The 22,684-nt window shown below is 54.4% G+C and carries 27 protein-coding genes and 1 tRNA gene; 12 read left to right on the top strand and 16 right to left on the bottom strand.

Going from position 1 to position 22,684, the window contains the following annotated elements:
• Position 1: 1 nt before the first annotated feature.
• From NKJ21_RS21120 to NKJ21_RS21085, 9 genes are all read right to left on the bottom strand, one after another.
• Entirely contained in the window at positions 2-280 is a 279-nt protein-coding gene (locus tag NKJ21_RS21120; RefSeq protein ID WP_254733195.1) for a hypothetical protein, read from the bottom strand.
• A gap of 54 nt (positions 281-334) precedes the next feature.
• Positions 335-457, bottom strand: coding sequence for a hypothetical protein (locus NKJ21_RS27705; RefSeq protein WP_302931833.1), 123 nt, complete (start codon positions 455-457; stop codon positions 335-337).
• Between the two features lie 476 nt (positions 458-933).
• Positions 934-1,971 (bottom strand): major capsid protein, encoded by a 1,038-nt coding sequence (locus tag NKJ21_RS21115; RefSeq protein WP_254733193.1) that lies wholly within the window; start codon positions 1,969-1,971, stop codon positions 934-936.
• 24 nt (positions 1,972-1,995) lie between these two features.
• Entirely contained in the window at positions 1,996-2,340 is a 345-nt protein-coding gene (locus NKJ21_RS21110; protein ID WP_071557271.1) for a hypothetical protein, read from the bottom strand.
• Between the two features lie 643 nt (positions 2,341-2,983).
• Positions 2,984-3,352 carry a hypothetical protein gene (locus NKJ21_RS21105; protein WP_047027782.1) on the bottom strand — a complete coding sequence of 123 codons (369 nt, stop codon included), beginning with the start codon at positions 3,350-3,352 and terminating at the stop codon, positions 2,984-2,986.
• A gap of 102 nt (positions 3,353-3,454) precedes the next feature.
• Complete coding sequence (locus NKJ21_RS21100; RefSeq protein WP_254733191.1) at positions 3,455-4,021, bottom strand: hypothetical protein; 567 nt, start codon at positions 4,019-4,021, stop codon at positions 3,455-3,457.
• 12 nt (positions 4,022-4,033) lie between these two features.
• Complete coding sequence (locus tag NKJ21_RS21095; RefSeq protein WP_165813404.1) at positions 4,034-4,669, bottom strand: DUF6945 domain-containing protein; 636 nt, start codon at positions 4,667-4,669, stop codon at positions 4,034-4,036.
• Entirely contained in the window at positions 4,644-4,823 is a 180-nt protein-coding gene (locus tag NKJ21_RS21090; RefSeq protein ID WP_165813403.1) for a hypothetical protein, read from the bottom strand. The genes NKJ21_RS21095 and NKJ21_RS21090 overlap by 26 nt, the downstream gene beginning before the upstream one ends.
• A 143-nt stretch (positions 4,824-4,966) precedes the next feature.
• Positions 4,967-5,404, bottom strand: coding sequence for a hypothetical protein (locus NKJ21_RS21085; RefSeq protein WP_224357025.1), 438 nt, complete (start codon positions 5,402-5,404; stop codon positions 4,967-4,969).
• 821 nt (positions 5,405-6,225) lie between these two features.
• Here NKJ21_RS21085 and NKJ21_RS21080 point away from each other — a divergent pair.
• On the top strand, positions 6,226-6,585 hold the full coding sequence (locus NKJ21_RS21080; RefSeq protein WP_047665937.1) for a hypothetical protein: 360 nt from the start codon (positions 6,226-6,228) through the stop codon (positions 6,583-6,585).
• 106 nt (positions 6,586-6,691) lie between these two features.
• Here NKJ21_RS21080 and NKJ21_RS21075 read toward each other — a convergent pair whose 3' ends face one another.
• Complete coding sequence (locus NKJ21_RS21075; protein WP_254733189.1) at positions 6,692-6,898, bottom strand: hypothetical protein; 207 nt, start codon at positions 6,896-6,898, stop codon at positions 6,692-6,694.
• A gap of 683 nt (positions 6,899-7,581) precedes the next feature.
• Here NKJ21_RS21075 and NKJ21_RS21070 point away from each other — a divergent pair.
• Positions 7,582-8,169, top strand: a complete 588-nt coding sequence (locus NKJ21_RS21070; RefSeq protein ID WP_224357023.1) for a tyrosine-type recombinase/integrase — start codon at positions 7,582-7,584, stop codon at positions 8,167-8,169.
• 471 nt (positions 8,170-8,640) lie between these two features.
• Positions 8,641-8,907: a hypothetical protein gene (locus NKJ21_RS21065; RefSeq protein ID WP_224357021.1), complete on the top strand. Its 267-nt coding sequence runs from the start codon at positions 8,641-8,643 to the stop codon at positions 8,905-8,907.
• A gap of 114 nt (positions 8,908-9,021) precedes the next feature.
• On the opposite strand, the gene NKJ21_RS21060 is transcribed toward NKJ21_RS21065, so the two are convergent.
• Both NKJ21_RS21060 and NKJ21_RS21055 read right to left on the bottom strand, forming a co-directional pair.
• Complete coding sequence (locus NKJ21_RS21060; protein WP_254733187.1) at positions 9,022-9,480, bottom strand: hypothetical protein; 459 nt, start codon at positions 9,478-9,480, stop codon at positions 9,022-9,024.
• Positions 9,477-9,704, bottom strand: coding sequence for a hypothetical protein (locus NKJ21_RS21055; RefSeq protein ID WP_254733185.1), 228 nt, complete (start codon positions 9,702-9,704; stop codon positions 9,477-9,479). Before NKJ21_RS21055 ends, NKJ21_RS21060 begins: the two co-directional genes overlap by 4 nt.
• 162 nt (positions 9,705-9,866) lie before the next feature.
• Between NKJ21_RS21055 and NKJ21_RS21050 the strand changes: the two genes are divergently transcribed.
• Entirely contained in the window at positions 9,867-10,655 is a 789-nt protein-coding gene (locus NKJ21_RS21050) for a hypothetical protein (RefSeq protein ID WP_254733183.1), read from the top strand.
• A gap of 102 nt (positions 10,656-10,757) precedes the next feature.
• On the opposite strand, the gene NKJ21_RS21045 is transcribed toward NKJ21_RS21050, so the two are convergent.
• Both NKJ21_RS21045 and NKJ21_RS21040 read right to left on the bottom strand, forming a co-directional pair.
• Positions 10,758-10,910, bottom strand: a complete 153-nt coding sequence (locus NKJ21_RS21045; RefSeq protein WP_172601110.1) for a hypothetical protein — start codon at positions 10,908-10,910, stop codon at positions 10,758-10,760.
• A 658-nt stretch (positions 10,911-11,568) separates the two neighbouring features.
• A tRNA-Leu gene (locus tag NKJ21_RS21040) sits at positions 11,569-11,653 on the bottom strand.
• A 592-nt stretch (positions 11,654-12,245) separates the two neighbouring features.
• On the opposite strand from NKJ21_RS21040, the gene NKJ21_RS21035 reads away from it, so the two are divergent.
• The 8 genes from NKJ21_RS21035 to NKJ21_RS21000 all read left to right on the top strand — a co-directional run bounded on the left by NKJ21_RS21035 (position 12,246) and on the right by NKJ21_RS21000 (position 20,632).
• Entirely contained in the window at positions 12,246-12,926 is a 681-nt protein-coding gene (locus NKJ21_RS21035) for a carbonic anhydrase (protein ID WP_239270687.1), read from the top strand.
• Entirely contained in the window at positions 12,923-14,392 is a 1,470-nt protein-coding gene (locus NKJ21_RS21030) for a SulP family inorganic anion transporter (protein ID WP_239270686.1), read from the top strand. The genes NKJ21_RS21035 and NKJ21_RS21030 overlap by 4 nt, the downstream gene beginning before the upstream one ends.
• Positions 14,393-14,503: 111 nt before the next feature.
• Positions 14,504-15,523: an NAD(P)-dependent alcohol dehydrogenase gene (locus NKJ21_RS21025; RefSeq protein ID WP_004178400.1), complete on the top strand. Its 1,020-nt coding sequence runs from the start codon at positions 14,504-14,506 to the stop codon at positions 15,521-15,523.
• Positions 15,524-15,653: 130 nt separating this feature from the next.
• Positions 15,654-16,538, top strand: coding sequence for a carbohydrate ABC transporter permease (locus NKJ21_RS21020; RefSeq protein WP_239270685.1), 885 nt, complete (start codon positions 15,654-15,656; stop codon positions 16,536-16,538).
• Positions 16,528-17,415 carry a carbohydrate ABC transporter permease gene (locus NKJ21_RS21015; RefSeq protein WP_239270684.1) on the top strand — a complete coding sequence of 296 codons (888 nt, stop codon included), beginning with the start codon at positions 16,528-16,530 and terminating at the stop codon, positions 17,413-17,415. The genes NKJ21_RS21020 and NKJ21_RS21015 overlap by 11 nt, the downstream gene beginning before the upstream one ends.
• Positions 17,416-17,425: 10 nt before the next feature.
• A complete protein-coding gene (locus NKJ21_RS21010) occupies positions 17,426-18,250 on the top strand; it encodes a phosphodiesterase (protein WP_239270683.1) in 825 nt (274 codons plus the stop codon).
• 5 nt (positions 18,251-18,255) lie between these two features.
• Positions 18,256-19,329 (top strand): ABC transporter ATP-binding protein, encoded by a 1,074-nt coding sequence (locus tag NKJ21_RS21005; RefSeq protein ID WP_239270682.1) that lies wholly within the window; start codon positions 18,256-18,258, stop codon positions 19,327-19,329.
• Positions 19,322-20,632: an ABC transporter substrate-binding protein gene (locus NKJ21_RS21000; RefSeq protein ID WP_023323534.1), complete on the top strand. Its 1,311-nt coding sequence runs from the start codon at positions 19,322-19,324 to the stop codon at positions 20,630-20,632. The genes NKJ21_RS21005 and NKJ21_RS21000 overlap by 8 nt, the downstream gene beginning before the upstream one ends.
• 228 nt (positions 20,633-20,860) lie before the next feature.
• On the opposite strand, the gene iolE is transcribed toward NKJ21_RS21000, so the two are convergent.
• Both iolE and NKJ21_RS20990 read right to left on the bottom strand, forming a co-directional pair.
• A complete protein-coding gene (gene iolE, locus NKJ21_RS20995) occupies positions 20,861-21,760 on the bottom strand; it encodes a myo-inosose-2 dehydratase (protein WP_004192343.1) in 900 nt (299 codons plus the stop codon).
• 23 nt (positions 21,761-21,783) lie between these two features.
• Positions 21,784-22,668 (bottom strand): sugar phosphate isomerase/epimerase family protein, encoded by an 885-nt coding sequence (locus NKJ21_RS20990; RefSeq protein ID WP_004152193.1) that lies wholly within the window; start codon positions 22,666-22,668, stop codon positions 21,784-21,786.
• Positions 22,669-22,684: the final 16 nt, after the last annotated feature.

Genomic DNA, 22,684 nt, shown 5'->3' with positions numbered 1-22,684 from the left:
GTTATTTATACCATTGATCTTTAATGAAATTAGCTACCTCTGCTGACAAATTGTACCAACTTGCAACATTGTTGCTTGCATCCACTACGATTAATTTATCGTCCGCATCCAAGGATTTTCGCACAATTTCCGTTGCTTGTGAGGCGGTATAGGTTGAATTCACATACCAATTCGATTCTGTAACTTTTGCCCATGCCCCTAATGATTGGATGGCTTTATGTACTGCCGGGTAATCTTTGGTTTTGATCAGATCATAAGTAACAAAAAGATTATTTGCCATGATATTTCTCCAAAGGTATATACAAAAAAAGCGCCAATTAAGCGCTTTATAAAATTACTTCGTCCCTTTTTTAGGCCGTGCTTTGATAGTTTCAACTACTGTTGTGTTTGGATGTTTTTTGGCTTCACTTACCGGGATAAACTGACCCGTCTTAGCATCACGACCAATCTTAGCCATAACAGCTCTCCAGTGCAGAAGTAATTACGAATGACCACTTTCAACTGTTCAAGTATTAACCACAACAAACTAACTGTCAATACATACAGTGTACATATTGACATAAAATTACATTGAAGCACTACATGTAGTATTCAAGTTAATGAAAAAACCGGGCGGTTTTACCCGTCCGGTTAGTTTAGATCTTTCAATTTCTGATCAGTCGCGTAGTACAATATCGCGGCCTCAAGGCCATGAGTCGCCACACGTGATAAAAAGGTGCTGCGGTGTACGCCCAACGCTCTGGCGAGCGCTGATACGTTCAGTAACCCGGCATCATCCAACGTCTTGAACTTAACCGATAGCAGCGCTGCATTTCCGACACCTAATAGATTTAGTCGCATTTTTACCTCTCCACAATGACGGAGGGGCCAATGATGGCCCCCAAAACCGTTAGCTCCTGGGGTTTTATCCCGTTGGGCTGTTACCTTGCCTGATTACGAAGCATCGTTGGTGATGGCGGTCACCAGATCCGGGCGGTAGCAAATCGGCAACAAGCTGAACTCACTGGAAAGCGTAATGTTCTTATACGTATCGGTGCTGCTATAGATGCGGAAATCCACTACGTCAGCAAAGGCAAGCTCAAGGTTGCGGCTCGTTGGGCCGACCAGGTTAGTAAATGGTGATGCCTGATCAGCACTCAACGGCTTCTCGAAGACCGGAACCATGAAGCCCTGATCTGCACCGATGCCGTAGAAATCGGTATCGGACATCTCGACTACGGTCACGTTATCCAGGACGTAATAGCTGAATGCCGGATTGATCTCTTTATTGAATACCAGACCATCAGGATCAAGCACACCATACTGCACAAGCTGGCGAACCGATGGGTTAAAACGCAGCTTCTTGAACAGGTTGGAACCCGCGAACAGGTAGATACCTTTCAGCAGCGAAGCAAGACCACCCATGCGGCGCTTCATGGCGCTGACCTCATCGGACAGGGATTCTAACGGATCAGCAGCAACCCCCGTGTAGATGGTTCCGGTGCTCTGGTCGTAACCAAATTCCTCTGACCAATCCAGGATCGGGCCATCTGCGGTGTATTCCATATCGGTGACACGATGACGGAACAGGCTTTCAGCAAACATGCGTTCACGAGTCGCAGCGAAGCGTTCATAGTGAGCCAGACTTTTAGCAGTTACAGCATCCAGCACGCTGGCCTGTAGCGCCGATCCGATTTTACGGAATGGCTGCACGTCTGCTGCCGTGATCACATCCTGCGTAGGGAACAGAGGAAGCTCGATCAGATGGTTAGCTGCTTTTGGCTTCGGTGTGCTTCCCCATTCGCTGGAAAAGCGATTCGCTGCCGGGGCGATGGTGTCAGCCTGAGCATTCAGGATGTCCAGACTGGTTTTAAACTGGTCAGTAACGTCACGCTGGAAAATGTTCAGGTTGGTTAAGATACGGTTGCGAGCCGGAACGTTCGCAAAGGTCGAACTGTAATCGACGTATGAAAAATCTTTTGTTAGAGCCATGTTGTGATGTCCTTATCGGTAAAATTATTGAGCGTCAGCCTGAGCTACGCGGATGTTGCCGGATGCAGTCAGAGCAGCAATTGCAGCAGTGCCTACAGTCGCGCCCATAACGGCGATGACGGTTTCCGGGCGGATGTAGACGCCACGGTCAGCAACGATAATGTTTGCATCTGTACCAGCACGGTGATGACTCAGAACCAGTAACGCATCATTGCCGGAGGTAAATGCAGTGCCATCGGCCTTAATAACCGAACCGGGCTGCACTTCGACGGCCAGGTTTGGGATGTTGATTGTTTTCACTGCAAAATTAGCGTCGGCCTGATAGGTCACGACATCATTAAAGGTGCGTTGGGATTCGCCCATTTTCATAAAAGTCACTCCATAAAGTTGTTGTTTGCTGGCCTGTAGGCTTTGGCCTTTCGGGCCGTATCGTCAGAATTGACGGCGTGCGAGTACAAAAGAGGTCGCCCACTGGGCGACCTTCCTTTATTTGTTTCTGCATCAGAAAAAAGGCGGGCGGCGGAGATACCGCCCCTGAGGAGCAACGAGGATCTTTATCGTTATTTTTCTGAGAGAAGAGAATAAGGGAGCGGCAACGACGGGAGACCTCTGAATCCCTGCGCCGTGCGCTCGTGCCAGTTCACATCATGGCGAGATGGCCCGGAGGAGAGCCGGGGCTTATGGCAAACCCCATCGCGGAAGGCTAATACCACGGCAGGATATACGTTGTGCTGCGCCCTTTATGGACGTTATCGGAAACCGATAACCCGGCTAAACCGGGCTGGTACTGAATAAGCGGCGCTGGAAAGCAAAGATGGCCTGTGCAAGGTATCAAGGAGCCAGCGCCTGAGAGGAGATTAAATTACGTTCAATTGGCTGTAGTTCGCAGTAGACTCTTTCGAATCCATTAATCACCCTATGTTAGCATTTTACCATGAATGATAATCATTATCAACAAATTTCACGTAAATTCAATCGGTAACTCATCCTGTATCGGCAATTCTGCCTTGAATCACTCAATTCTTTTAAGCGGTGTGGATTCGATGATGTGCGAATAGCGTTCAGGGTCTGAGGCGACCACCTGGCGGCATTTATCCCGCGCCAGACGGAGCATTTCCGGGTCAATCTCGTGGGCCTGGAAGCCACCTGCCCCAGCACCAAGCGCCTTTTTGATCTTCGCGGTTTTCTGCTTGGTGTTAGTCACTGGCGCAGCTTTCGGCGCTGGCTTCGTTGATGGTTGCCAATCGGGATGGCGGATTAAATAGTCATCCACGGCGTTTTTTACAGCGTCCTGCCGCTGTTCGGTTTCCATCTGTTCGATGGTGCGCCCGTTCATGGCTGCGGCTATGGAATCGCGAACGGTTTTGAGCAAGTTTTTCATTTTTGTTTTTATTCCTTAATAGGATAACCAGCCCGTCACGGGCGCAGCGATACGCCAGCCATGCAACGGGCAGGTAAGGTAAAATGTCTATGAGGTTCAAGGTCAGGCCGTCGCGGTCTGGCTCGCTTTTTGGCCTACGGCTTTTCTAACGCGACGAACAGGGTTTATTTGAATAGGCCGTGATTTGCTCGCAGCTTTTCGGGCCACAACCTGCCGATATTCAACATACAGCGGATCATCGTACTCTGGCATCCGTGGAGCCGTTGCGGCATTGGTAACGCCATTCTGCCGAAGTGACATCACCACAGTGAACAACGGCAAGCTCAGCGTCTGGCAGACCTCCACGAGCGTTGCGCCCTCGTGCCACATCGTTATTATTAATTTCCCGTTGTTCGGGTTCGCAAAGCGCCTACATCGCGGGTTGTAACTCGCCTGGTGGAGTTCTTTAACCTTTTCTAGTGGTAGCCTCAGCAGCAATGCCACGCGTCCTGGAGAATATCCCGCAATGAGCATGTGTTTGCATCTCTGCATAACGTTGCCATCACGACATCGACGTTTATATAGGCGGGTGAGGTCAGGTAATTCTGGGCCGGGTAGGTCTGGGAGTTGTTCTTCTGGGTCAATCTTTTCTGGTTCGGCGCTTACGCCGTTGCGATCATCATTCGTCATTATTCCTCATCATTAAAAAGGTGTGCCACCATCGGCATACTTTGTACGTTCCTCAGCAGCAAAGCGGGCCATCTGCTCGGGAGTGTAGATCGTCCCTTTGCTCTGTATAGTCGGGGGTTTATAGCCAGTTTCCACAACGGCTGGCTGCGGCTCAGGTGTTTTTGTCTGTTTTTTGAAATCGACCAGGATAACCTTACCGTCAGTTTCCCCACCGGTTCCACGGCTTTCCCTAAGCCGCTCAAGTGCTTTTTCATGATCGTAGGACGGTGAACCGTTTAACAGTTTCGGGTAATCAAAAATCAGGTTGTGTTCCTGGCTCACTACCGAGCGAACAGTGTATGAATGGCTTTTCTGACTCTCATCAATGACGAGTAAACCAAGCGTTTCAAGAACTTTTATCCACTTGCCAAGGGTTTTTGGTGTGCATTTGCATTTAGTCGCTATGTCCCTCTGATCTTCATAGAAGTTCTTACCATCGGCCCGGTAACTGTTGTATTGATCCACCATATAGGTATGAATTTTTGCAAGTTTGTCCTCAACCTTGAAACACTCACCAGTTGCCTTGATAGTGACGCTTTCTGCAAAGGAAAGGCGGCGATCCTCTTCAATCCATAATTCAGGTTTATTTTCTGCTGCTCTGTTGCTCATAGTGCTCTCCTTCAATGGGATTCTTCATGTTTGTTCGGATGCGTTCTGCCTCGGCATCCACGAGTCTGTTGATAAACGTTGCAACAGGTGTTCCTGTTCGGCGACACTCGTGCATGATTACGTCCATCGTTGAATTGCTAAACGTCAGTTTCATGGCGTTTTCTCCTGTTTGTCAGACATGCGGATTCGCTCCTGCAATCGTGGGTGGCGATCAGGATTCGGCGGCCTTGTGGCCTTGATTTTTGGTTGGTTTGCCCTGTTTTAGGCAATTTGATTGGCCCGGCGTTGCGCCGGATGTCACAAGGTTGGGAAGTTGCCCGCGATCCTGTAACCGTGTTGTTCCAGGTTCTCTACGCCGTGGGTGGCAACCAGGAATAGAATCACCTGTTCCGGCGTCATATCGAGATTGAGTTTCTCTCTATAGAGGCGGCGGTAACCCTGGAGCACCGGGGCCAGAATCTCAGTCAGTGACTGACCGTCAGCGTATTGCCGGGATAGCGGCGTGAGGATCGTCTTGACCGCTCGGGCGCTCTTTGCCTTCTTCCGTTCCTGTTTCAGGATGTGAAGTGCAACGGCAAGCTGCGGGTACTTCGCATGAGCTGCATCCGCTCCGCCATTTCTGGAGATGAAAGACCAAAGCGCAGTTTTGGTGTACGTGCCGTAAAGGATCGCGTCTGCGATCTGCTCGCCAGACATGGCGGCTGGGGTGATGCGTTGGGATTTTGGTTTGTTCATTGGGTTCTCCGTTGAGTTATTGAAATTATTCTCGGAGGTTCTATCGTGTAACCCATTTAGTCAGGACTCTCACCGGGCGGTGATGAAACCTTAATTGTTAAAAGCCATGTTATCAGCAAATGCAAGCATTTGTCAAGATAAAATTAATTTCCCAATCTTACTATGGCATGATTGAGGATTCAATGTCAAGGTCTTTTAAACGCGCTATAAGCGATTCTGCGGGCCTCTGCCCCACACCCGCTATCATCTATTGTGTGAGGTGTTTTAATCGCTCTACGGGCCTCCCGTGAAGCCTCAGATGGGTTGATACGGTCAAGTTGGCACGGGATTTGCTTATCGGTCCAGACTTTCGCACGGCCCCCTCTCCGCCCCATTGACTCTGCGGGTTACACTCCTCGTGACAATATCCCAAAGTTACTGCGCGGCTGTCGCCTTGCTGCCCAAAAGGCGGCGAGCCTGTTCGGTCAGAACAGGATAACGAGTCACCGCATGGGCGATGGATATCGCGAAGCGTGGAGCGTAGCGACTAAACGAGACCAAAAAGAAAGATAGCCATCGCAATGGCAATCTTAAAGGTGTGGATGTTGACCTTGTGTAAGGTCTTCACGGCCAGGGAAGGCCGCATAGGGTGTTACTGATCTTATTGGTGTTTTGATCTTAATTAGATTGATCTTATTGGTAGGTAACCATTACCGATGACTCATCTGTAACCATTACCGATGAAACTGGTTTTCATGTGTACTGATTACCGATGACTTCTGAATGGTGGTTATCTGTACTACCTAGTAATCTATCTCCATCATCAAGCAGAGGTAAACGACATGGAAATCATTCAAGGCAAAGATAGCTTTAACGAGATGGCAACCGGAATTCTGGTTAAACTTTTCGCGGATTATCCCTGCCACTCAGAATTTGACTATTCGGATTGGGGCTGGAACGACAAGCGCAGCGAGCTACTGCGTAACACCTTATTGGCTCTAAGGGATATGGGTTATATTGATATTATCTCATCAACCGACATGGACTACGCCGCTAAGTTAACTCCAATCGGCTTGAAGTTGCTCCAGCAGCAAGCACCAGGCGCGAGCGATACCATAATCAACGTCCTCAAAAGTGCAGCAGGTGAGACCCGGACAGCGGTCATTAGTGCGATCATCGGTTGGATTTTTGGCGGGAAATAATTGCGTAATAATACCCATTAAATGCGGCTAAATGTCCCACATACACCCAGTCCGGGCCAGGTCGGGGCATTACCCATGTGCGGTCGGGGATAAGTGGCGGTCTTCGCTATGGCGTTGAGTACATTACGTTCAGGTCTGAGCGCTGCGCCAATTGCGGCTTCGTCAATTCAGTCTGCCGGGATCGTGGTTTGCCTGCTCTGTATGGTGCTAAACCACATTCAATCACGACGCCCCATTTCTCTGAAAAAAATCCTTCACCAAAAACCATGGAAGTTGAGAATCGCGCAGCTTTCAGCCCGATTTTCAGGCTCATGGGACGCGTTCTGGAAGGCGCTATGATTGTGGTAATCAAGATTCAGATCGCGACGGCAAACGCCGCTAAGGGCTTCTGATGAAGCGTGGTAAGGGTTGCCGGATGGTGGAAGGGTTGAGGCTGTGAGGGGAAGATCTGAGACGGGAGCCGGAACATATCGCCCGTCATGTTGGTTGGGAATTGCTCCAGGCTGGGGGAAGAAGATCGAAGCACTGAAAGTGAAGACTTATAGTCTCCACTTTCTAACTAATTGATAATAAAGAGATGAGGCTGCATTCGCCCTCAAGAGGCCTTTCTATGCAGAATTTATGCAGTATAAGGCAGGTTTTATTCACTTCGTTGGGCTGATGCTCGGGACTCGGGCGGTACTCGATAACTCAGCCACTAAGATATTTGCAAAAGATCCTGCCATTTCCCCAAGGGACCATCAGCCCCGCCTAACCGATCAGACATAGCGACCGAAGGACATTTCCCTGCTTGCCAAGCTATGACACTACCCAGAGTTGGTTAGTCTCCCGGCGGGCGGGGGCATACCTGCCTTGCATTCACTTGGCGTACAATCCGCTCTAAAAATTTGATCATTTTGTGCGATCAGTAAATTAAAGAACTTTATATCCAATTGTTTTTGATCAAAAATGAATCAATCAAGAGATTGGCAGCCGCCCGGCGGCAAGGAGAAGGGCATGGGTAATTCGATGGTGGCATTGAAGACAGCGGACGAGGTGAAGGCAGTCATCGCGGAGTTAGCAAAGAACAAAAAGACGAACCTGTTTCGCTGCCTCTGGGCGATGCAATTTGAAAGCGCTCTCCGCTTCGGTGACGCAGTAAAGCTGACCTGGGATCAGTTCGCTGAGGGCAAAACACATCTGTCTATCAAGCAAGAGAAGACGGGGAAACTTCACAAGGTCGCTATTACCCCAGCTATGCGCTCTATCGTCCAGGCTCGCCGGGAAGAAGCAGCAGACCGCCCAAAATTCAGTGACTACATATTCAGCCTGTCCGATCTGAGGTCGAAGGGCCTGCCAGTTTCACACAACGCGGTGTTGACTGAGTACGGGAAATGCGGACGCCGTGCAGGTTTTCAGGATGTGGGAAGCCATACACCACGCAAAAGCAAGGGCCGTATATTGTTTGAGAACGGTGCTCCACTGGAACACATCACAAAATTGTTGGGCCAGGCAAACCCTGCCTCAACGCTATTTTATATCGGGTTCACGCAGGAGACTGCGGACACACTATCGGAAGAATTTTCCCTGGGGGAGGAGTGGTAACAATGAAAAATAGTTAGTTCTAGGCACATTCTTTCCTCAAAGTTACCAGTAACTTGAATCTCATTATCCGTAACAACGTTGAAGAAATCAGCGATCGATCAATTTTTCATTTTTTTTTCAGTTTTATTGACTTCTTCGCCAGGCCTTATGCGGCGTGGGTTGGATGATTATTAGCCTTCCGCAACCTCAATCTAACGTCAAAATCAACCCTTGTACTAAGAAGAATCCTTAATAGAATATTGCTTATGTAGTAGCCAGCGATAATTACGCCACTACATGTAGTCCCTATGTCTGAATTTAAGGCATAAAAAACCGGATTCACGTGCGTGAATCCGGCCTATGAAGCATGACCACCATGAGTTTGCAGACTCATAACGATTGTTAGCCTCGACATCATTTTTGACGACTTGATTGTGCCTGGCTTGGTTGGTCATGTAAACACTCGGTTTAAAAAAACGCAGGTATTTACATATGACAATCTGTTACAAGCAACATCGTTATAGCCATAAATTCAGTAACTTGCCAGATGATCAAGGCGGTGAAGGTCGCCATAAATGCTGTGGCTGCGCTTATGAGCAAGGCTACAATGCAGGTCTGATCCGCTCGGGGCAACCTTGGGTTGATCTCTCTGCCCTTCCTGATAGTCAAGCAGGAACTGTTCGCCATAAAAGCCCGCAAGCTGCATTTGCAGAGGGTTATCGTGATGGTGTTCGTGATTCGTACAAAAATGCGATTTAAGCTGTAGCATTGTGAGAGAGGAGGAATCCCTCCTCTCTCATAGTGATTGTCGATTAAACTGTTTATGCCAGTTATCAAAACTTTCGCGATTCTTGACTATGGATAAATGCTGCTTCACCGTTTGGAATCTTTCAGGATTACTGAAAGCAGCCACCACCAACGACGACGCAGCCAACTAACATCACTGAACAGCTTTCCGTCAGATGTAGTCACGTACACCCCTCCGCGATGATGCATCTTGTTATGGTGAGCCTTGTTGACAAATGGCACTTCCAAGAACATTTCATCTCGGGCTTTTAATCGACGCGGCAGCAGTGGGCTGATCATGTATTCATCACAATGCTCGTTAGAACAATCGCTAAGGCGTCCGCTGGCTGTAACTACACCAGCTGAACTTAACGTCACATCGTGAGCGCTCTTGTTGGAAACGTAGATTCTGTCCTCATCCCGATCACACCCCAAGAAAAGCCGAATAGATGTTCTTGATTTTAATAACTGGAATATCGATAGTAAAAATCCAGCCCATGCAGCAAGCATGGTCAAATTATCCACATCAAACAGCCATTCTTTCAAAGTTCCATCCCCTGAGAGCTAAGGTATTCAGCAATGCTTTGACGCTGCGAGTAAGTCAATTGAAAGTATGCATCGAGTACACCTATTACTTGTTCGACATTATCAGCAAGAACAGAACCTGGGGCATCAGGAGGAAGCGAGCCAGCAAGGATGACTGTAAAGTATCCCGAAGAGATTGAAACTGTCAGGAAGCAACCGGGTAATAATTCGTAGCGCTCACTCATAACCACCTCATTTTATGGATGTTTCTATTAAAGCGCACAGTGAATTTTATCCTTCTACCGCATTTCAAACCAAATGACAATTCCACAACATCAGTTAAGGATTTTAACCCTCACCGAAGATAACATAACCTCAAAATGTCTATCGCTCCATTAGGGAAATGTATGTCTACAGAGAATTTTGTTACCTACTGGCTAGCCAGAGCCGATCTTCCATACTTTCTTGAACCTCATGAATTTTACGTTTCTGAGGCAAGGCGGCGGCTTCTCTCTCAGTTTGGTGATTTAGAACAAGAAGCAGAGAAGAGAGAACAACAGTTTTTGGAGGCTACTGCTGAGTATTTTGATCCAGATAACGATGATCCAATGGCGGCCTACGAGCAAGCCTATCATGAGGGAATTAATTATGTATGGTCGCTTCTGGAGATGCAAAATACCGTGTTGTTGGCATTAACAGCAGGTATGTATCATCAGTTCGATAAGAAACTACGAGAACATACCATCAAAGAGCTAAGCCACTGGTGCAAACGAGAGTTAATTACTCCCATGATCTGGAATTTCACATTCCATCAGCTTACTGATTTTCTCGAATGGATTGGCCTCAAAATCAATGGAACAGAATACGGAGAAAGGATCAATGCCTGTAACTTGGTAGTAAACGTATACAAGCATGGAGACGGCGCTGCACATCAAACACTATCATCCAATTATCCTCAGTACTACCCACACCCTACCGATGTTCTAGGGACGCAGATCGTACCTAACCATGATGATTTACACGTCTCAGAAGAGCAGTTTGTTGAATTTGCGGATGCAATAACTGCATTCTGGAAAGCTGTTCCAGAGTATTGCTACTATTCAGATCTCGAAGATGAGCCTAAATGGATAGAAAAAGTTTTAGCAAACATCGAGCGGAAGAAGAAAAAAGGTAATAGCAACCATAAAGCGTCGTGATGGTACATCCAGCGATCAACCCCTTTAGGTGTATCATCAGTTGTACAGCAGCACTTTAAACGAGCACAGGGGCATGGTCGGCTCCTTTGTGGTTGGCTGATATCAGATAAATTTCCTGGCCTCTGCGACCATTTTCAACTCAGCCTCCTCTGCCTTCTTCCGTTCAAGCCACGCTTTTCCCTCCGGGGTTGCCAGAAACTTACGGGCGTGGATCTTACGGTTGTTGCGTTTGGTTGCTGCTGCATTCTTCGCCATGATTACCTCCAGATCTGCCCTCACACTGGGGCCATAAGGGCAGGCTACAGAAAATCGCAGTGACAAATCCAGATGCCAAAATCCCCTACCAAATGGTGCCGAAGGCAATAGGTGACCATTACGTGCCGTGTTGGGCACATAAAGAAAGGCGGAGTACAGCGACTTCCGCAGTAGATATAATCCCCTCACGGGAATGATGACGCCTTGTCATGGCTTCTTATCAGGTAGCCGTTGTGATCCGGTGGCTGAAACCGTGGCAGAGCCGGATTCTTTCCCGATCCGGTTAGTCTTCCCAACATTACGCCTGTTTATTCTCTGCAACGTCATCTCGACGTGTTGCATCATGGAGCGCCGCACGAAGCGCGAGCCACATTGACAAGGGTTATGGGAAAAGGATTAGAGACGCTGGCGGCGTCTTCCGGCTTCAAAGGAAAAGCGCAACGAATAGACCAGCGACAAGAAATTAAGCCGTCAGTGCTGACCGTTCACGTTTTGTACAGGGTTGAGCCTGGAAACTACCTGCCGCTGCGTGATAACATCCCAAAAGCCACTACCAAACACAGCGGCAATCGTTGGTGACATTATTCAAGCAAAAAACACAGGCAAGAAAGGCAGAGTTACTTATCTAACTCTTTGTTTCTAAGGAGTTTTTCTTGATTGGTGCCGAAGGCCGGACTCGAACCGGCACGTATTTCTACGGTTGATTTTGAATCAACTGCGTCTACCGATTTCGCCACTTCGGCACTGAAGGGGATGCGGAAACGTTCTGGATTATACCTGTCGGCGGCGGTCATGCAAGCGACAGCGTGTCGTCATTGCGCTAAGTGTTGAAAAAAACAGCGCTATCCTGCGCGGCGTCAGCTTTTACCACCGTTCCGGGGCGCAACTGCCACCAGCAACCTCCTCTCACAACCCCCACAACCCCAACTCCACCTGCCAGCCACTCCCCTTTCCCCCTTTATCCCCCAAACCCCACTCAAAATCATCTCAAATTGTTCTCACATCACTCTCACCCGCATACCTCAACACAACCCAACGCTCCCCACTCATCCCCAATATCCACTCCTCAAATATTCCCCCCAACCCCACCCACCATCATTCCCATATATTCCAGAAAGTTTTAGCCAATGCCTTTTTGTTATTCATCCGCTCCGCAGCCAAATATTAATTTCATCAATATTTTTATAACTTTACATTAATGAAAAGTTTTCTTTTTGCCGTTTATTCCAGGATTTTCCTCAGGCGTGAAGGGTTCCGGTAAACACTATTTTTACTAGTCGCTGTACGAGTCTTGATGGACATATTCACTCGATGAATTAACTCAGGAGAATACTTGTGACGACGTTAAAACCTTTGCTGGCCCGCAACCGCAGCTGGGCGCTGCAGAAGTGTCAGCATGACCCGGACTATTTCGAAAAATGGGTCGACGGACAGCGGCCCCACTCGCTGTGGATCGGCTGCTCCGACAGCCGCGTGCCCGCCGAGGTGCTCACCGGTAGCCAGCCCGGCGAGCTCTTTGTCCATCGCAATATCGCCAACATGCTCGACCCCGCCGACGACAACGTCATGAGCGTCCTGCAGTATGCCCTGCACTACCTTGAGGTGGAGCGGGTGGTGCTCTGCGGCCACTACGGCTGCGGCGGCGTGCAGGCGGCGCTCTCCCTGCCCACCCTGCCGCTAGCGCAGGAATCCTCGGCGCTGGCTCGCCGCATCGGCCAGCTGCGCCGCACCCTGCATCACGAAATTGCGCAGATTGCCGATGACTGTTGTGTTGCGGCCTCCCCCGGCGCCAGCACCAGCGCCAGCGCCGACGCGGAGCGTTCTCGCCATGCGCTGGACGCCCTGGTGGAAGCCAACGTTCGCGCCCAGTTCGCCCGTCTGCTGGAGAGTGAACCGGTGCAGACGGTGCTCGCCAGCGGGCGACCGCTCAGCCTGCACGGCTGCGTCTACGATCTGGCTTCCGGCCATTTAACCACCCTCGTCGAACACCTCTCACCGCAGGAGCACGCCCCATGAACACGCTTCGTCAGGACTCTCTCGCCGGCATCGTCGTCTTCCTTGTCGCCCTGCCGCTGTGCCTCGGCATCGCCCAGGCCAGCGGCTTACCGCCCTTCGTCGGCCTGCTGACCGGCATCATCGGCGGCCTGGTCGTCACCGCCCTCAGCCCCTCCCGTTTCGCCGTCAGCGGCCCCGCCGCCGGACTGGTCACCATCGTCGTCGCCGCCATTGAATCCCTGGGTTCCTTCTCCCTCTTCCTGATGGCGCTGGTGCTGGCCGGCGTGCTGCAGCTGCTGTTCGGCATCCTGCGGGCCGGGCGCTTTATCTCGCTGGTTCCCGCCAGCGTCATCAAAGGCATGTTGGCGGCGATCGGCATCCTGCTGATTATGCAGCAGATCCCCGTCGCGCTCGGCACGGCGGAAGAGACCGGGCTTGCCGAAGTGGTTCAGGGCAATGCCGCTTTCTCCGTCACTGCGATTGCCGTCGCCGCGGGCGGTCTGCTGGTGCTCTGGCTGTGGGGCTCGCCGCTTATCCGCCGGGTGAAGAGCCTGCGTTGGATCCCCGGGCCGCTGATCGCCGTCCTGCTCGGCTGCGTGACCACCCTGCTGCTGACCCATTTTGCGCCGCAGCAGCTGGCCGCCCTGCCGCGTATTACCCTGCCGGCGTTCGGCAGCCTCGGCGATCTGCTGGGTGAGCTGGAGTCTCCCGCATGGAGCGCGTGGCGCAATCCGTCGGTGTGGGTGGTGGCGGTGACCCTGGCGCTGGTCGCCAGCCTCGAAACCCTGCTCAGCCAGGAGGCGCTGAAAAAGCTGCGCCCGCAAAATCCGCCGCCTTCGCCGAACCGCGAAATGGTCGCCCAGGGCGTCGGTAACCTGCTCTCCGGCGTGCTGGGGGCGATGCCGATCACCGCGGTGATCGTCCGCAGCTCGGTGAACGTCAGCAACGGCGCGCAGAGCAAACTGTCGATCTTTATCCACGGCGTACTGCTGCTGATCTGCGGCCTGTGGTTTAGCGGCCTGCTGACCCTGATCCCGCTCGCCAGCCTCGCCGCCGTGCTGCTGTATACCGGCTATAAGCTGGCGACGCCGCGGCTGTTCATCGAGCAGTTCCGCCATGGGGCGGCGCAGTATGTCCCGTTCCTCGCCACCATCGGCGGGATTATCGCCTTCGGCATGCTGGCGGGGATCGGGATTGGTCTTGCCACCCAGATGGCGTTCAGCCTCTGGCGCAGCCATCGCCACTCGCTGCAGCTGGCGCGCTACGATGACCACTACGTGCTGCGCATCCAGCAAAATCTGACCTTTATGCACAATCCGCATCTGCTGGCCCTGCTGGCGAAAATTCCGGAAAAGAGCGTGGTGATCGTCGAGCACGACAGCGTCGGCTATCTTGACCCGGACGTGCGGGCGGTGCTGGATGATTTTGCCGAGAACGCCCCGCAGCGCGGCATCCGCCTTAATCAGTGGCCGCTGGCCAGCCGCTGACCTTAACGGGCGGCTGGTCCGCCCGCTGCGCGACCCCTCCGATTGCCAAGCGCCGGGGAATACCATGCTCTACACTTTCTGGGTTATCACGCCAACCCCAAGGAAATGAACATGAGCATCATTAAAAGCTACGCCGCCAAAGAAGCGGGCGCCGATCTGTCGCTGTGGGAATACGATGCCGGCGAGCTGCAGCCGGAAGATGTCGAAGTTGAGGTGGAGTACTGCGGGATCTGCCATTCGGACCTGTCGATGATCGACAACGAATGGGGGATGTCGAGCTATCCGCTGGTGGCCGGTCACGAGGTGATTGGCCGGGTGGCGGCGCTGGGCAGCGCGGCGCAGGATAAAGGGCTGAAGATTGGCCAGAAGGTCGGCATCGGCTGGACGGCGCGCAGCTGCGGCCATTGCGACGCCTGCATCAGCGGCAACCAGATCAACTGTCTGGAAGGCTCGGTGCCGACCATTCTCAACCGCGGCGGCTTCGCCAATAAGCTGCGCGCCGACTGGCAGTGGGTGATCCCCCTGCCGGAGAGCATCGATCTGGCGTCCGCCGGCCCGATGCTGTGCGGCGGCATCACCGTCTTTAAACCGCTGCTGACCCACCACGTCACCGCCACCAGCCGCGTCGGGGTGATCGGCATCGGCGGCCTCGGCCATATCGCCATTAAGCTGCTGCGGGCGATGGGCGCGGAAGTGACCGCCTTCAGCTCCAACCCGGCCAAAGAGCAGGAAGTGCTGGCGATGGGCGCCGATCGCGTGGTCAACAGCCGCGATCCTGAAGCCTTAAAAGCGCTGGCCGGTCAGTTTGACCTGATCATCAACACCGTGGCGGTGGACCTTGACTGGCAGCCGTACTTCGAAGCCCTGGCTTACGGCGGCAACTTCCATACCGTCGGCGCGGTGATGAAGCCGTTCCCGGTGCCGGCCTTTACCCTTATCGGCGGCGACCGCAGCATCTCCGGCTCGGCGACCGGTAACCCGTCCGAATTGCGCACGCTGATGAAGTTTGCCGGGCGCAGTAAGGTGGCGCCAACCACCGAGCTGTTCCCGATGTCGCAGATTAACGAAGCGCTGAAGCACGTTCGCGAAGGCAAAGCCCGCTACCGCGCGGTGCTGAAAGCCGACTTCTGATGATTCTCTCCCGCCGGGCGGCCCGCTCGCCCGGCGTTTTCCCCGTCGCTTCATCAAACCGTCATCTCCCCGCCATGCCTCTGTAGTCATTGCTTCCCACAATCCGGGCTTCGATAAATGGCTGAACGAGATGCGCGTCACCATGAGAAAGACCTGGCTTCCCTGGCTGATCCTGTCGCCTTCCCTGCTGTTTTTACTGCTGTTTACCTGGTTCCCGCTGGGGCGTTCGGTGTATGACAGCCTGTTTGATACCCGCATGGCCAGCGACGGCGCACAGTACGTCGGCCTGGATAACTTCGCCCGTCTGTTTGCCGATAACGTATTCTGGCAGTCGCTGGGCAATAACCTGCTCTATATCCTGCTGACGGTAGTGCCCGGGGTGACCCTCGCCCTGCTGCTGGCGGTCGCCCTGAGCGAGAACCATCGCGTCAACCGCTGGCTGCGCACCGCCTTCTTCTTCCCGATGATTATCCCGATGGTCAGCGCCGCCGCACTGTGGCTGTTTATCTTTATGCCCGGCCTCGGCCTGCTCGACCACTATCTGGCGAAGCTGTTCGGGCCGATGAACAACAACTGGCTGGGACGCAGCAACAGCGCGCTGCTGGCCCTGGCGCTGATCGGCGTGTGGAAGTTCGCCGGCTACTACATGCTGTTTTTCCTCGCCGGGCTGCAGAGCATTCCGGCCTCGACGCGGGAAGCGGCGCTGATGGAGGGAGCTACCCGCACGCAGGTCTTTTTTAAGGTCACGCTACCGCTGCTGCGCCCGACGCTGAGCTTTGTGATCACCACCGCGCTGATCTACTCCATCACCCAGATCGACCACGTGGCGGTGATGACCCGCGGCGGGCCGGACAACGCCACCACCGTGCTGCTCTATTACATCCAGAATCTCGCCTGGGATACCCACGACCTCGGCAAAGCCTCCGCCGCCACCTTCCTGACGCTGGCCGGGCTGTTTGCCTTCTCGTTGCTCAACCTGAAATTGCTGGAAAAAGGAGCCCACTATGAGCGCTGAAATCTCGCCTCTGATGGTCCGCTCGCCCGCCGCCGCCCGTCCGCTGTGGTTGCGCCTGCGTCGCTCACAGCCCTTTACCCTGACGGTAATCATGTGCTGCCTGGCACTGCTATGGGTGAGCCCGTTTATCTGGATGCTGGCGACCTCGTTCAGCGCCACCACCTTCGGCGAAGATATGGCTTCATTGCTGCCCCGTCTGCCGCTGACTCTCGATAACTTCCGCGACGCCTGGGACAGCGCCGACTGGCTGAGCCTGTACGCCAACACCCTTATCTTTACCTTTGGTACTTTCTTCGTGCAGCTACTCACCATCACCACCGCAGGCTACGTCTTCGCCTGCCACGAGTTTCGCGGCAAGCAGACGCTATTTCTGCTGTTTCTCGTCCAGCTGATGATCATGCCGGTGGTGATGATGGTGCCGAACATGCTGACTCTGAAAACCTTCGGCCTGCTCAACACTCTGACCGGCGTGATGATGCCCTACTTCACCTCGGCGTTCGGCGTGTTTCTGATGCGCCAGGCGTTCCTCGCCATCCCGAAAGAGCTGGAAGAGGCGGCGCTGATGGAGGGATGCCGCTGGTGGCAGGTGCTGTTCCGCGTACTGCTGCCGCTGTCCTGGCCGTCGGTGCTGGCCTTCGCCACCGTCAGCATTACCTACCACTGGAACGAGTACCTGTGGCCGCTGATGATGCTCAACGATCCCGATAAGCAGGTGCTGACGGTTGGGCTGGTCTCTTTCGCCATGGGCGCTGAATCCGGCGGCCAGTGGGGCACCATCGGCGCCGGGACGCTGATGGTCTGCCTGCCGCTGATGCTGGCGTTCATCCTTTTCCAGAAACAGTTCCTGCGAAGCTTCGGCTTCTCCGGGATCAAATAAGGAGTGATTCATGCTGTTAGCGCACATTTCCGATACCCATTTCCGCAGCCGCGGCGAGAAGCTGTATGGCTTTATCGACGTCAATGCCGCCAATGCTGATGTGGTTTCTCAACTTAACGCGCTGCGCGAACGCCCGGATGCGGTGGTGGTGAGCGGCGATATCGTCAACTGCGGCCGTCCGGAGGAGTATCAGGTCGCCCGCCAGATCCTCGGCAGCCTGAACTACCCGCTGTATCTGATCCCCGGCAACCACGATGATAAAGCGCTGTTTCTGGAGTACCTGCAGCCGCTGTGCCCGCAGCTCGGTAGCGATGCCAATAATATGCGCTATGCGGTGGATGACTTCGCTACCCGCCTGCTGTTTATCGACTCCAGCCATGCCGGCACGTCAAAAGGCTGGCTGACCGACGAGACCATTAGTTGGCTGGAAGCGCAGCTGTTCGAGGGCGGCGACAAACCGGCAACGGTGTTTATGCACCACCCGCCGCTGCCGCTGGGCAATGCGCAGATGGACCCGATCGCCTGCGAAAACGGCCACCGTCTGCTGGCGCTGGTGGAGCGTTTCCCGTCGCTGACGCGCATCTTCTGCGGCCATAACCACAGCCTGACCATGACCCAGTATCGCCAGGCGCTGATCTCCACCATTCCCGGTACCGTCCATCAGGTGCCGTACTGCCACGAAGACACCCGGCCCTATTACGACCTCTCCCCGGCCTCGTGCCTGATGCACCGTCAGGTCGGTGAGCAGTGGGTGAGCTACCAGCACTCGCTGGCCCACTACGCCGGCCCCTGGCTGTACGACGAAAACATCAGTTGCCCAACGGAAGAGCGCTAACCGCCATGCTCAGTCTGCAAAACATCAGTAAACATTTCGACGGCAAACCGGCGCTCAGCGCCCTGTCGCTGGATATTCACGAAGGCGAATTCGTGGTGCTGGTCGGCCCGTCGGGCTGCGGGAAAAGCACCCTGCTGCGCCTGCTCGCCGGGCTGGAGCCGGTCAGCGAAGGCCAAATCTGGCTGCATGATGAGAACATCACCGCCACCACGCCGCGCGAGCGCAACTTCGCGATGATCTTCCAGAACTATGCCCTGTTCCCCCATCTGTCGGTGCGCGACAACATCACCTTCGGCATGAAGGTGCGCAAGGAAGAGAAAAGCAGCTGGCAGCCGCGGGTGGATAAAGTGGCGCAGATGCTGCAGCTGGAGGCGCTGCTCGACCGCAAACCGGCGAAGCTCTCCGGCGGCCAGCGCCAGCGAGTGGCGATGGCCCGGGCGATTGTGCGCAATCCGCGGCTGTTCCTGATGGACGAGCCGCTCTCCAACCTCGACGCCCGCCTGCGCAGCGAAGTGCGCGACAGCATTATGGCCCTCCACCAGCAGCTGAAAACCAGCACCATCTATGTGACCCACGATCAGACCGAGGCGATGTCGATGGCCGACCGCATCGTGGTGATGAACGGTGGCCACGTACAGCAGGTCGGGCGTCCGGAGTATCTGTATGCCAATCCGGCCAACCTGTTCGTCGCCGGATTTATCGGTTCGCCGGCGATGAACCTCCTGTCGCTGCCCTGCGTCGACGGAGCAGTACTGTTGGGAGAACAGCGCCATCCGCTGCCGCCGCGCCACCGGGATCAGACCCGCGTCTGGCTGGGCGTTCGCCCGGAACATATTACCGACCGCGTGGAGGAGGGCCATCTGCGCCTGCCGGCCACCGTTCTGCAACGAGAACTGATGGGGGCCGATTACCTGCTCCACGTCAGCACCCCGATCGGCACCCTGCGCTTTAGCCGCCGCCACCGCGGCACGGTGCCGGAGAAAGGCGAGTCGCTGATCCTCGGTTTTTCGCCTGCCGATGTGCATCTTTTTCATGCTGAGACCCAGCATAATTTACTGATGGAGTGTAATCATGTTTAAACCTCTTACGGTAGTCGCGGTTGGCCTCAGTCTTGCCCTGAGCGGCGCGGCGCTGGCAAAAGAGAAAATAGACTTCATGTTCCCGGCGCCGGTGGACGGCAAGCTGACCATGGAGATGACCCGCGTCATTAAGCAATTCAACGACTCGCAGCAGGATGTCGAAGTACGCGGCATCTTCACCGGCAACTACGACACCACCAAGATCAAAGCCGAATCGGCGCAGAAGGCCGGCCAGCCGCCGGCGCTGGTGATCATGTCCGCCAACTTCACCACCGATCTGGCGCTGAAGGATGAGATCCTGCCAATGGACGAGCTGTTTAAATATGGCGATCAAAAGGCTGGCGATTTTCTGCAAAAGGAATTCTGGCCCGCGATGCATAAGAACGCCCAGGTGATGGGCACCACCTATGCGATCCCGTTCCATAACTCGACGCCGATCCTCTACTACAACAAGACGATGTTCGATCAGGCCGGGATCAAACAGCCGCCGCAGACCTGGGCCGAGCTGCTGGCCGATGCCAAAAAGCTGACCGACGAAAGCAAAGGCCAGTGGGGGATCATGCTGCCGTCGACCAACGACGACTACGGCGGCTGGATCTTCTCGGCGCTGGTACGCGCCAACGGCGGGAAATACTTTAACGAAGACTATCCTGGCGAGGTCTATTACAACTCGCCGACCGCCATCGGCGCCCTGCGCTTCTGGCAGGATCTGATCTACAAGGACAAGGTGATGCCGTCCGGGGTGCTGAACTCGAAGCAGATCAGCGCCGCGTTCTTCTCCGGCAAGCTCGGGATGGCGATGCTCAGCACCGGCGCGCTGGGCTTTATGCGCGAGAACAGCAAAGACTTTGAGCTTGGGGTGGCGATGCTGCCGGCCAAAGAGCAGCGCGCGGTGCCGATCGGCGGCGCCAGCCTGGTGAGCTTTAAAGGCATCAACGAGGCGCAGAAGAAAGCGGCGTATCAGTTCCTGACCTATCTGGTGAGCCCCGACGTGAACGGCGCATGGAGCCGCTTTACCGGCTACTTCTCGCCGCGCAAGGCGTCATATGATACGCCGGAGATGAAGGCCTATCTGCAGCAGGATCCGCGGGCGGCGATCGCGCTTGAGCAGCTGAAGTACGCCCATCCGTGGTACTCCACCTGGGAGACCGTGGCGGTGCGTAAGGCGATGGAGAACCAGCTGGCGGCGGTGGTCAATGATGCCAAAGTGACGCCGGAAGCGGCGGTTCAGGCGGCGCAGAAGGAAGCCGATGCGCTGATGAAACCTTATGTGGATAAGACCGCGCTGGCGGAAGTGAAGTGACGCGTTACCCGTCATCGTCACCCTCACCCTGGCCCTCTCCCTGAGGGAGAGGGGACGGTACGGCGCCGTGGTTAAGCCCTGAATCCGGGAGAGGGAACTGTCCGGCGCCGTGGTTGAGCTCTGGGCCCGGGAGAGGGAACTGTCCGGCGCCGTGGTTAAGCCCTGAGTCCGGTTGTGAAAGGAAAAAAAGCAGGCCATACCCGGTATGGCCTGAAAATGTCACAACGATTAGATCCCTGCCGTTTCGCGGATATATTTGCGCGCTTTGACGGCGTATTCGAAAGGATTGGCCAGGGCAGGATCCTGCTCGGCTTCCACCACCATCCAGCCTTTATAGCCAAAGTCGTCCAGCAGCTTGAACACCGGACGGAAATCGATCACCCCGTCGCCCGGGACGGTGAAGGTGCCTTTTTTCACGCCGTCGAGGAACGACAGGCCGTCGCGGCGCACCTGGTCGATCACCGGCGGACGGACGTCTTTCAGGTGAACGTGGTTGATGCGCGGCAGATACTTTTTGAGGATCGCCAGCATCGGCGCTTCGCCGCCTTCGGAATACCAGGCGTGGCCGGTGTCGAACAGCAGGAAGACGCGCTCGTCCACCAGCGACATAAATTTGTCGATTTCCGCAGTGGTCTGAATGCCGGTGCCCATGTGGTGGTGCAGACAGACCTGCATCCCCTTCTCCGCCGCCAGGCGACCGAGGGTGTTGTAGCCTTCCGCCACCCGCTGCCACTCCTCTTCGCTGAAGCACGGCTTCGCATCGCCGAGGATCGGTTTATCCAGCCCCTGGATGCTGCCGCTCTGCTCGGAGCAGCCAATCACTTTCGCCCCCATCGCATGAAGGAAGTTCATGTGATTGACGAATTCATCAATGGTTTTTTCCCGCTGGCCGTTGGCGAAAAAGGTGCTGAACCAGGCGTTGCAGATCTGAATGCCGCGGATATCCAGCATCGGCTTGAGGACCGCCGGATCGCGCGGATATTTGCTGCCGACTTCGCTGCCGGTAAAGCCGGCCAGCGCCATTTCGCTGACGATCTGCTGGAAGGTGTTTTCGCTGCCGAGCTCCGGCATATCATCGTTAGTCCAGCCGATCGGGGCGATAGCCAGTTTGACGTTATCTTTGTTCATAGTAGGGCTCCTGCCGCTGCGCCTTAGCGGCGCAGCAATTCACGTTCAATAAGTTCACGGGTTTCCACTGCCTGGTATTTCATTTTTTCCGGGTAGCCAAACAGCGAGGTGGCGACAATCGGCTCCCCGCCGACCTTGAAGGTCTGCTCGGCGAATTTCATTTCGCGCAGGGTGCGGAACAGCGCGTCGAAATCCACATCCCCTTCCCCGACGCCTACGTGCTGATGCACCACGGCATCCACGCCCGGCGGGTTAACGATATAGCGGCAATGTTTCGTATGGTTGCGGGTATCCGCAATCAGGACATGGGAGAGATCGCTCCCGGCATAGCGCAGCATGCTCGCCACATCGCCGACGCCTTTGTCGTAGAAAAAGGTGTGCGGCACGCTGTAGACGTACTTCACGTTATCGCTGCGGAACGATTTCACAATATCGACGGTTTCATTGTTCTCTTCGCAGAAATCCCAGGGATGCGCCTGGATCTCCACGCGGATGCCTTCCCGCTCAAAAATCGGCAACAGCTCTTCCATGGAGCGATAGAACATTTCATCGCAGATTTCGGGCTGATTCGGATCGCCGGAGAACTCGGTGTTGATCACCTGAACGCCCATCTCCACCGCAATTTCCACCAGCCGTTTCCAGTTTTTCACCGCCGCCTGACGGCGCAGTTCGTCCGGGCCGGACCAGCGGTAGACGCAGATAAACGACGACAGCTCAAGGCCGGTATCGCGCAGCGCCTGCTTGTACTCCGCCATGATCTCCCGGCTGGCGCGCGGGTGCTTGTAGAACGGGTTAATCTGCGGGTGCGGCGACTGTTCAATGTACTTGTAGCCCCACTCCGCTACCTGATGGACCATGCGGGTGATCCCGAGGTCCTTAATGACATCCACATCAAAGGCAATTTTCATCGTCGTTACCTGTGCA

The organism is Klebsiella sp. SWET4, from assembly GCF_024296565.1.
Classification (GTDB): domain Bacteria; phylum Pseudomonadota; class Gammaproteobacteria; order Enterobacterales; family Enterobacteriaceae; genus Klebsiella; species Klebsiella variicola.
This window is presented reverse-complemented; position numbering and strand designations above follow the sequence as displayed.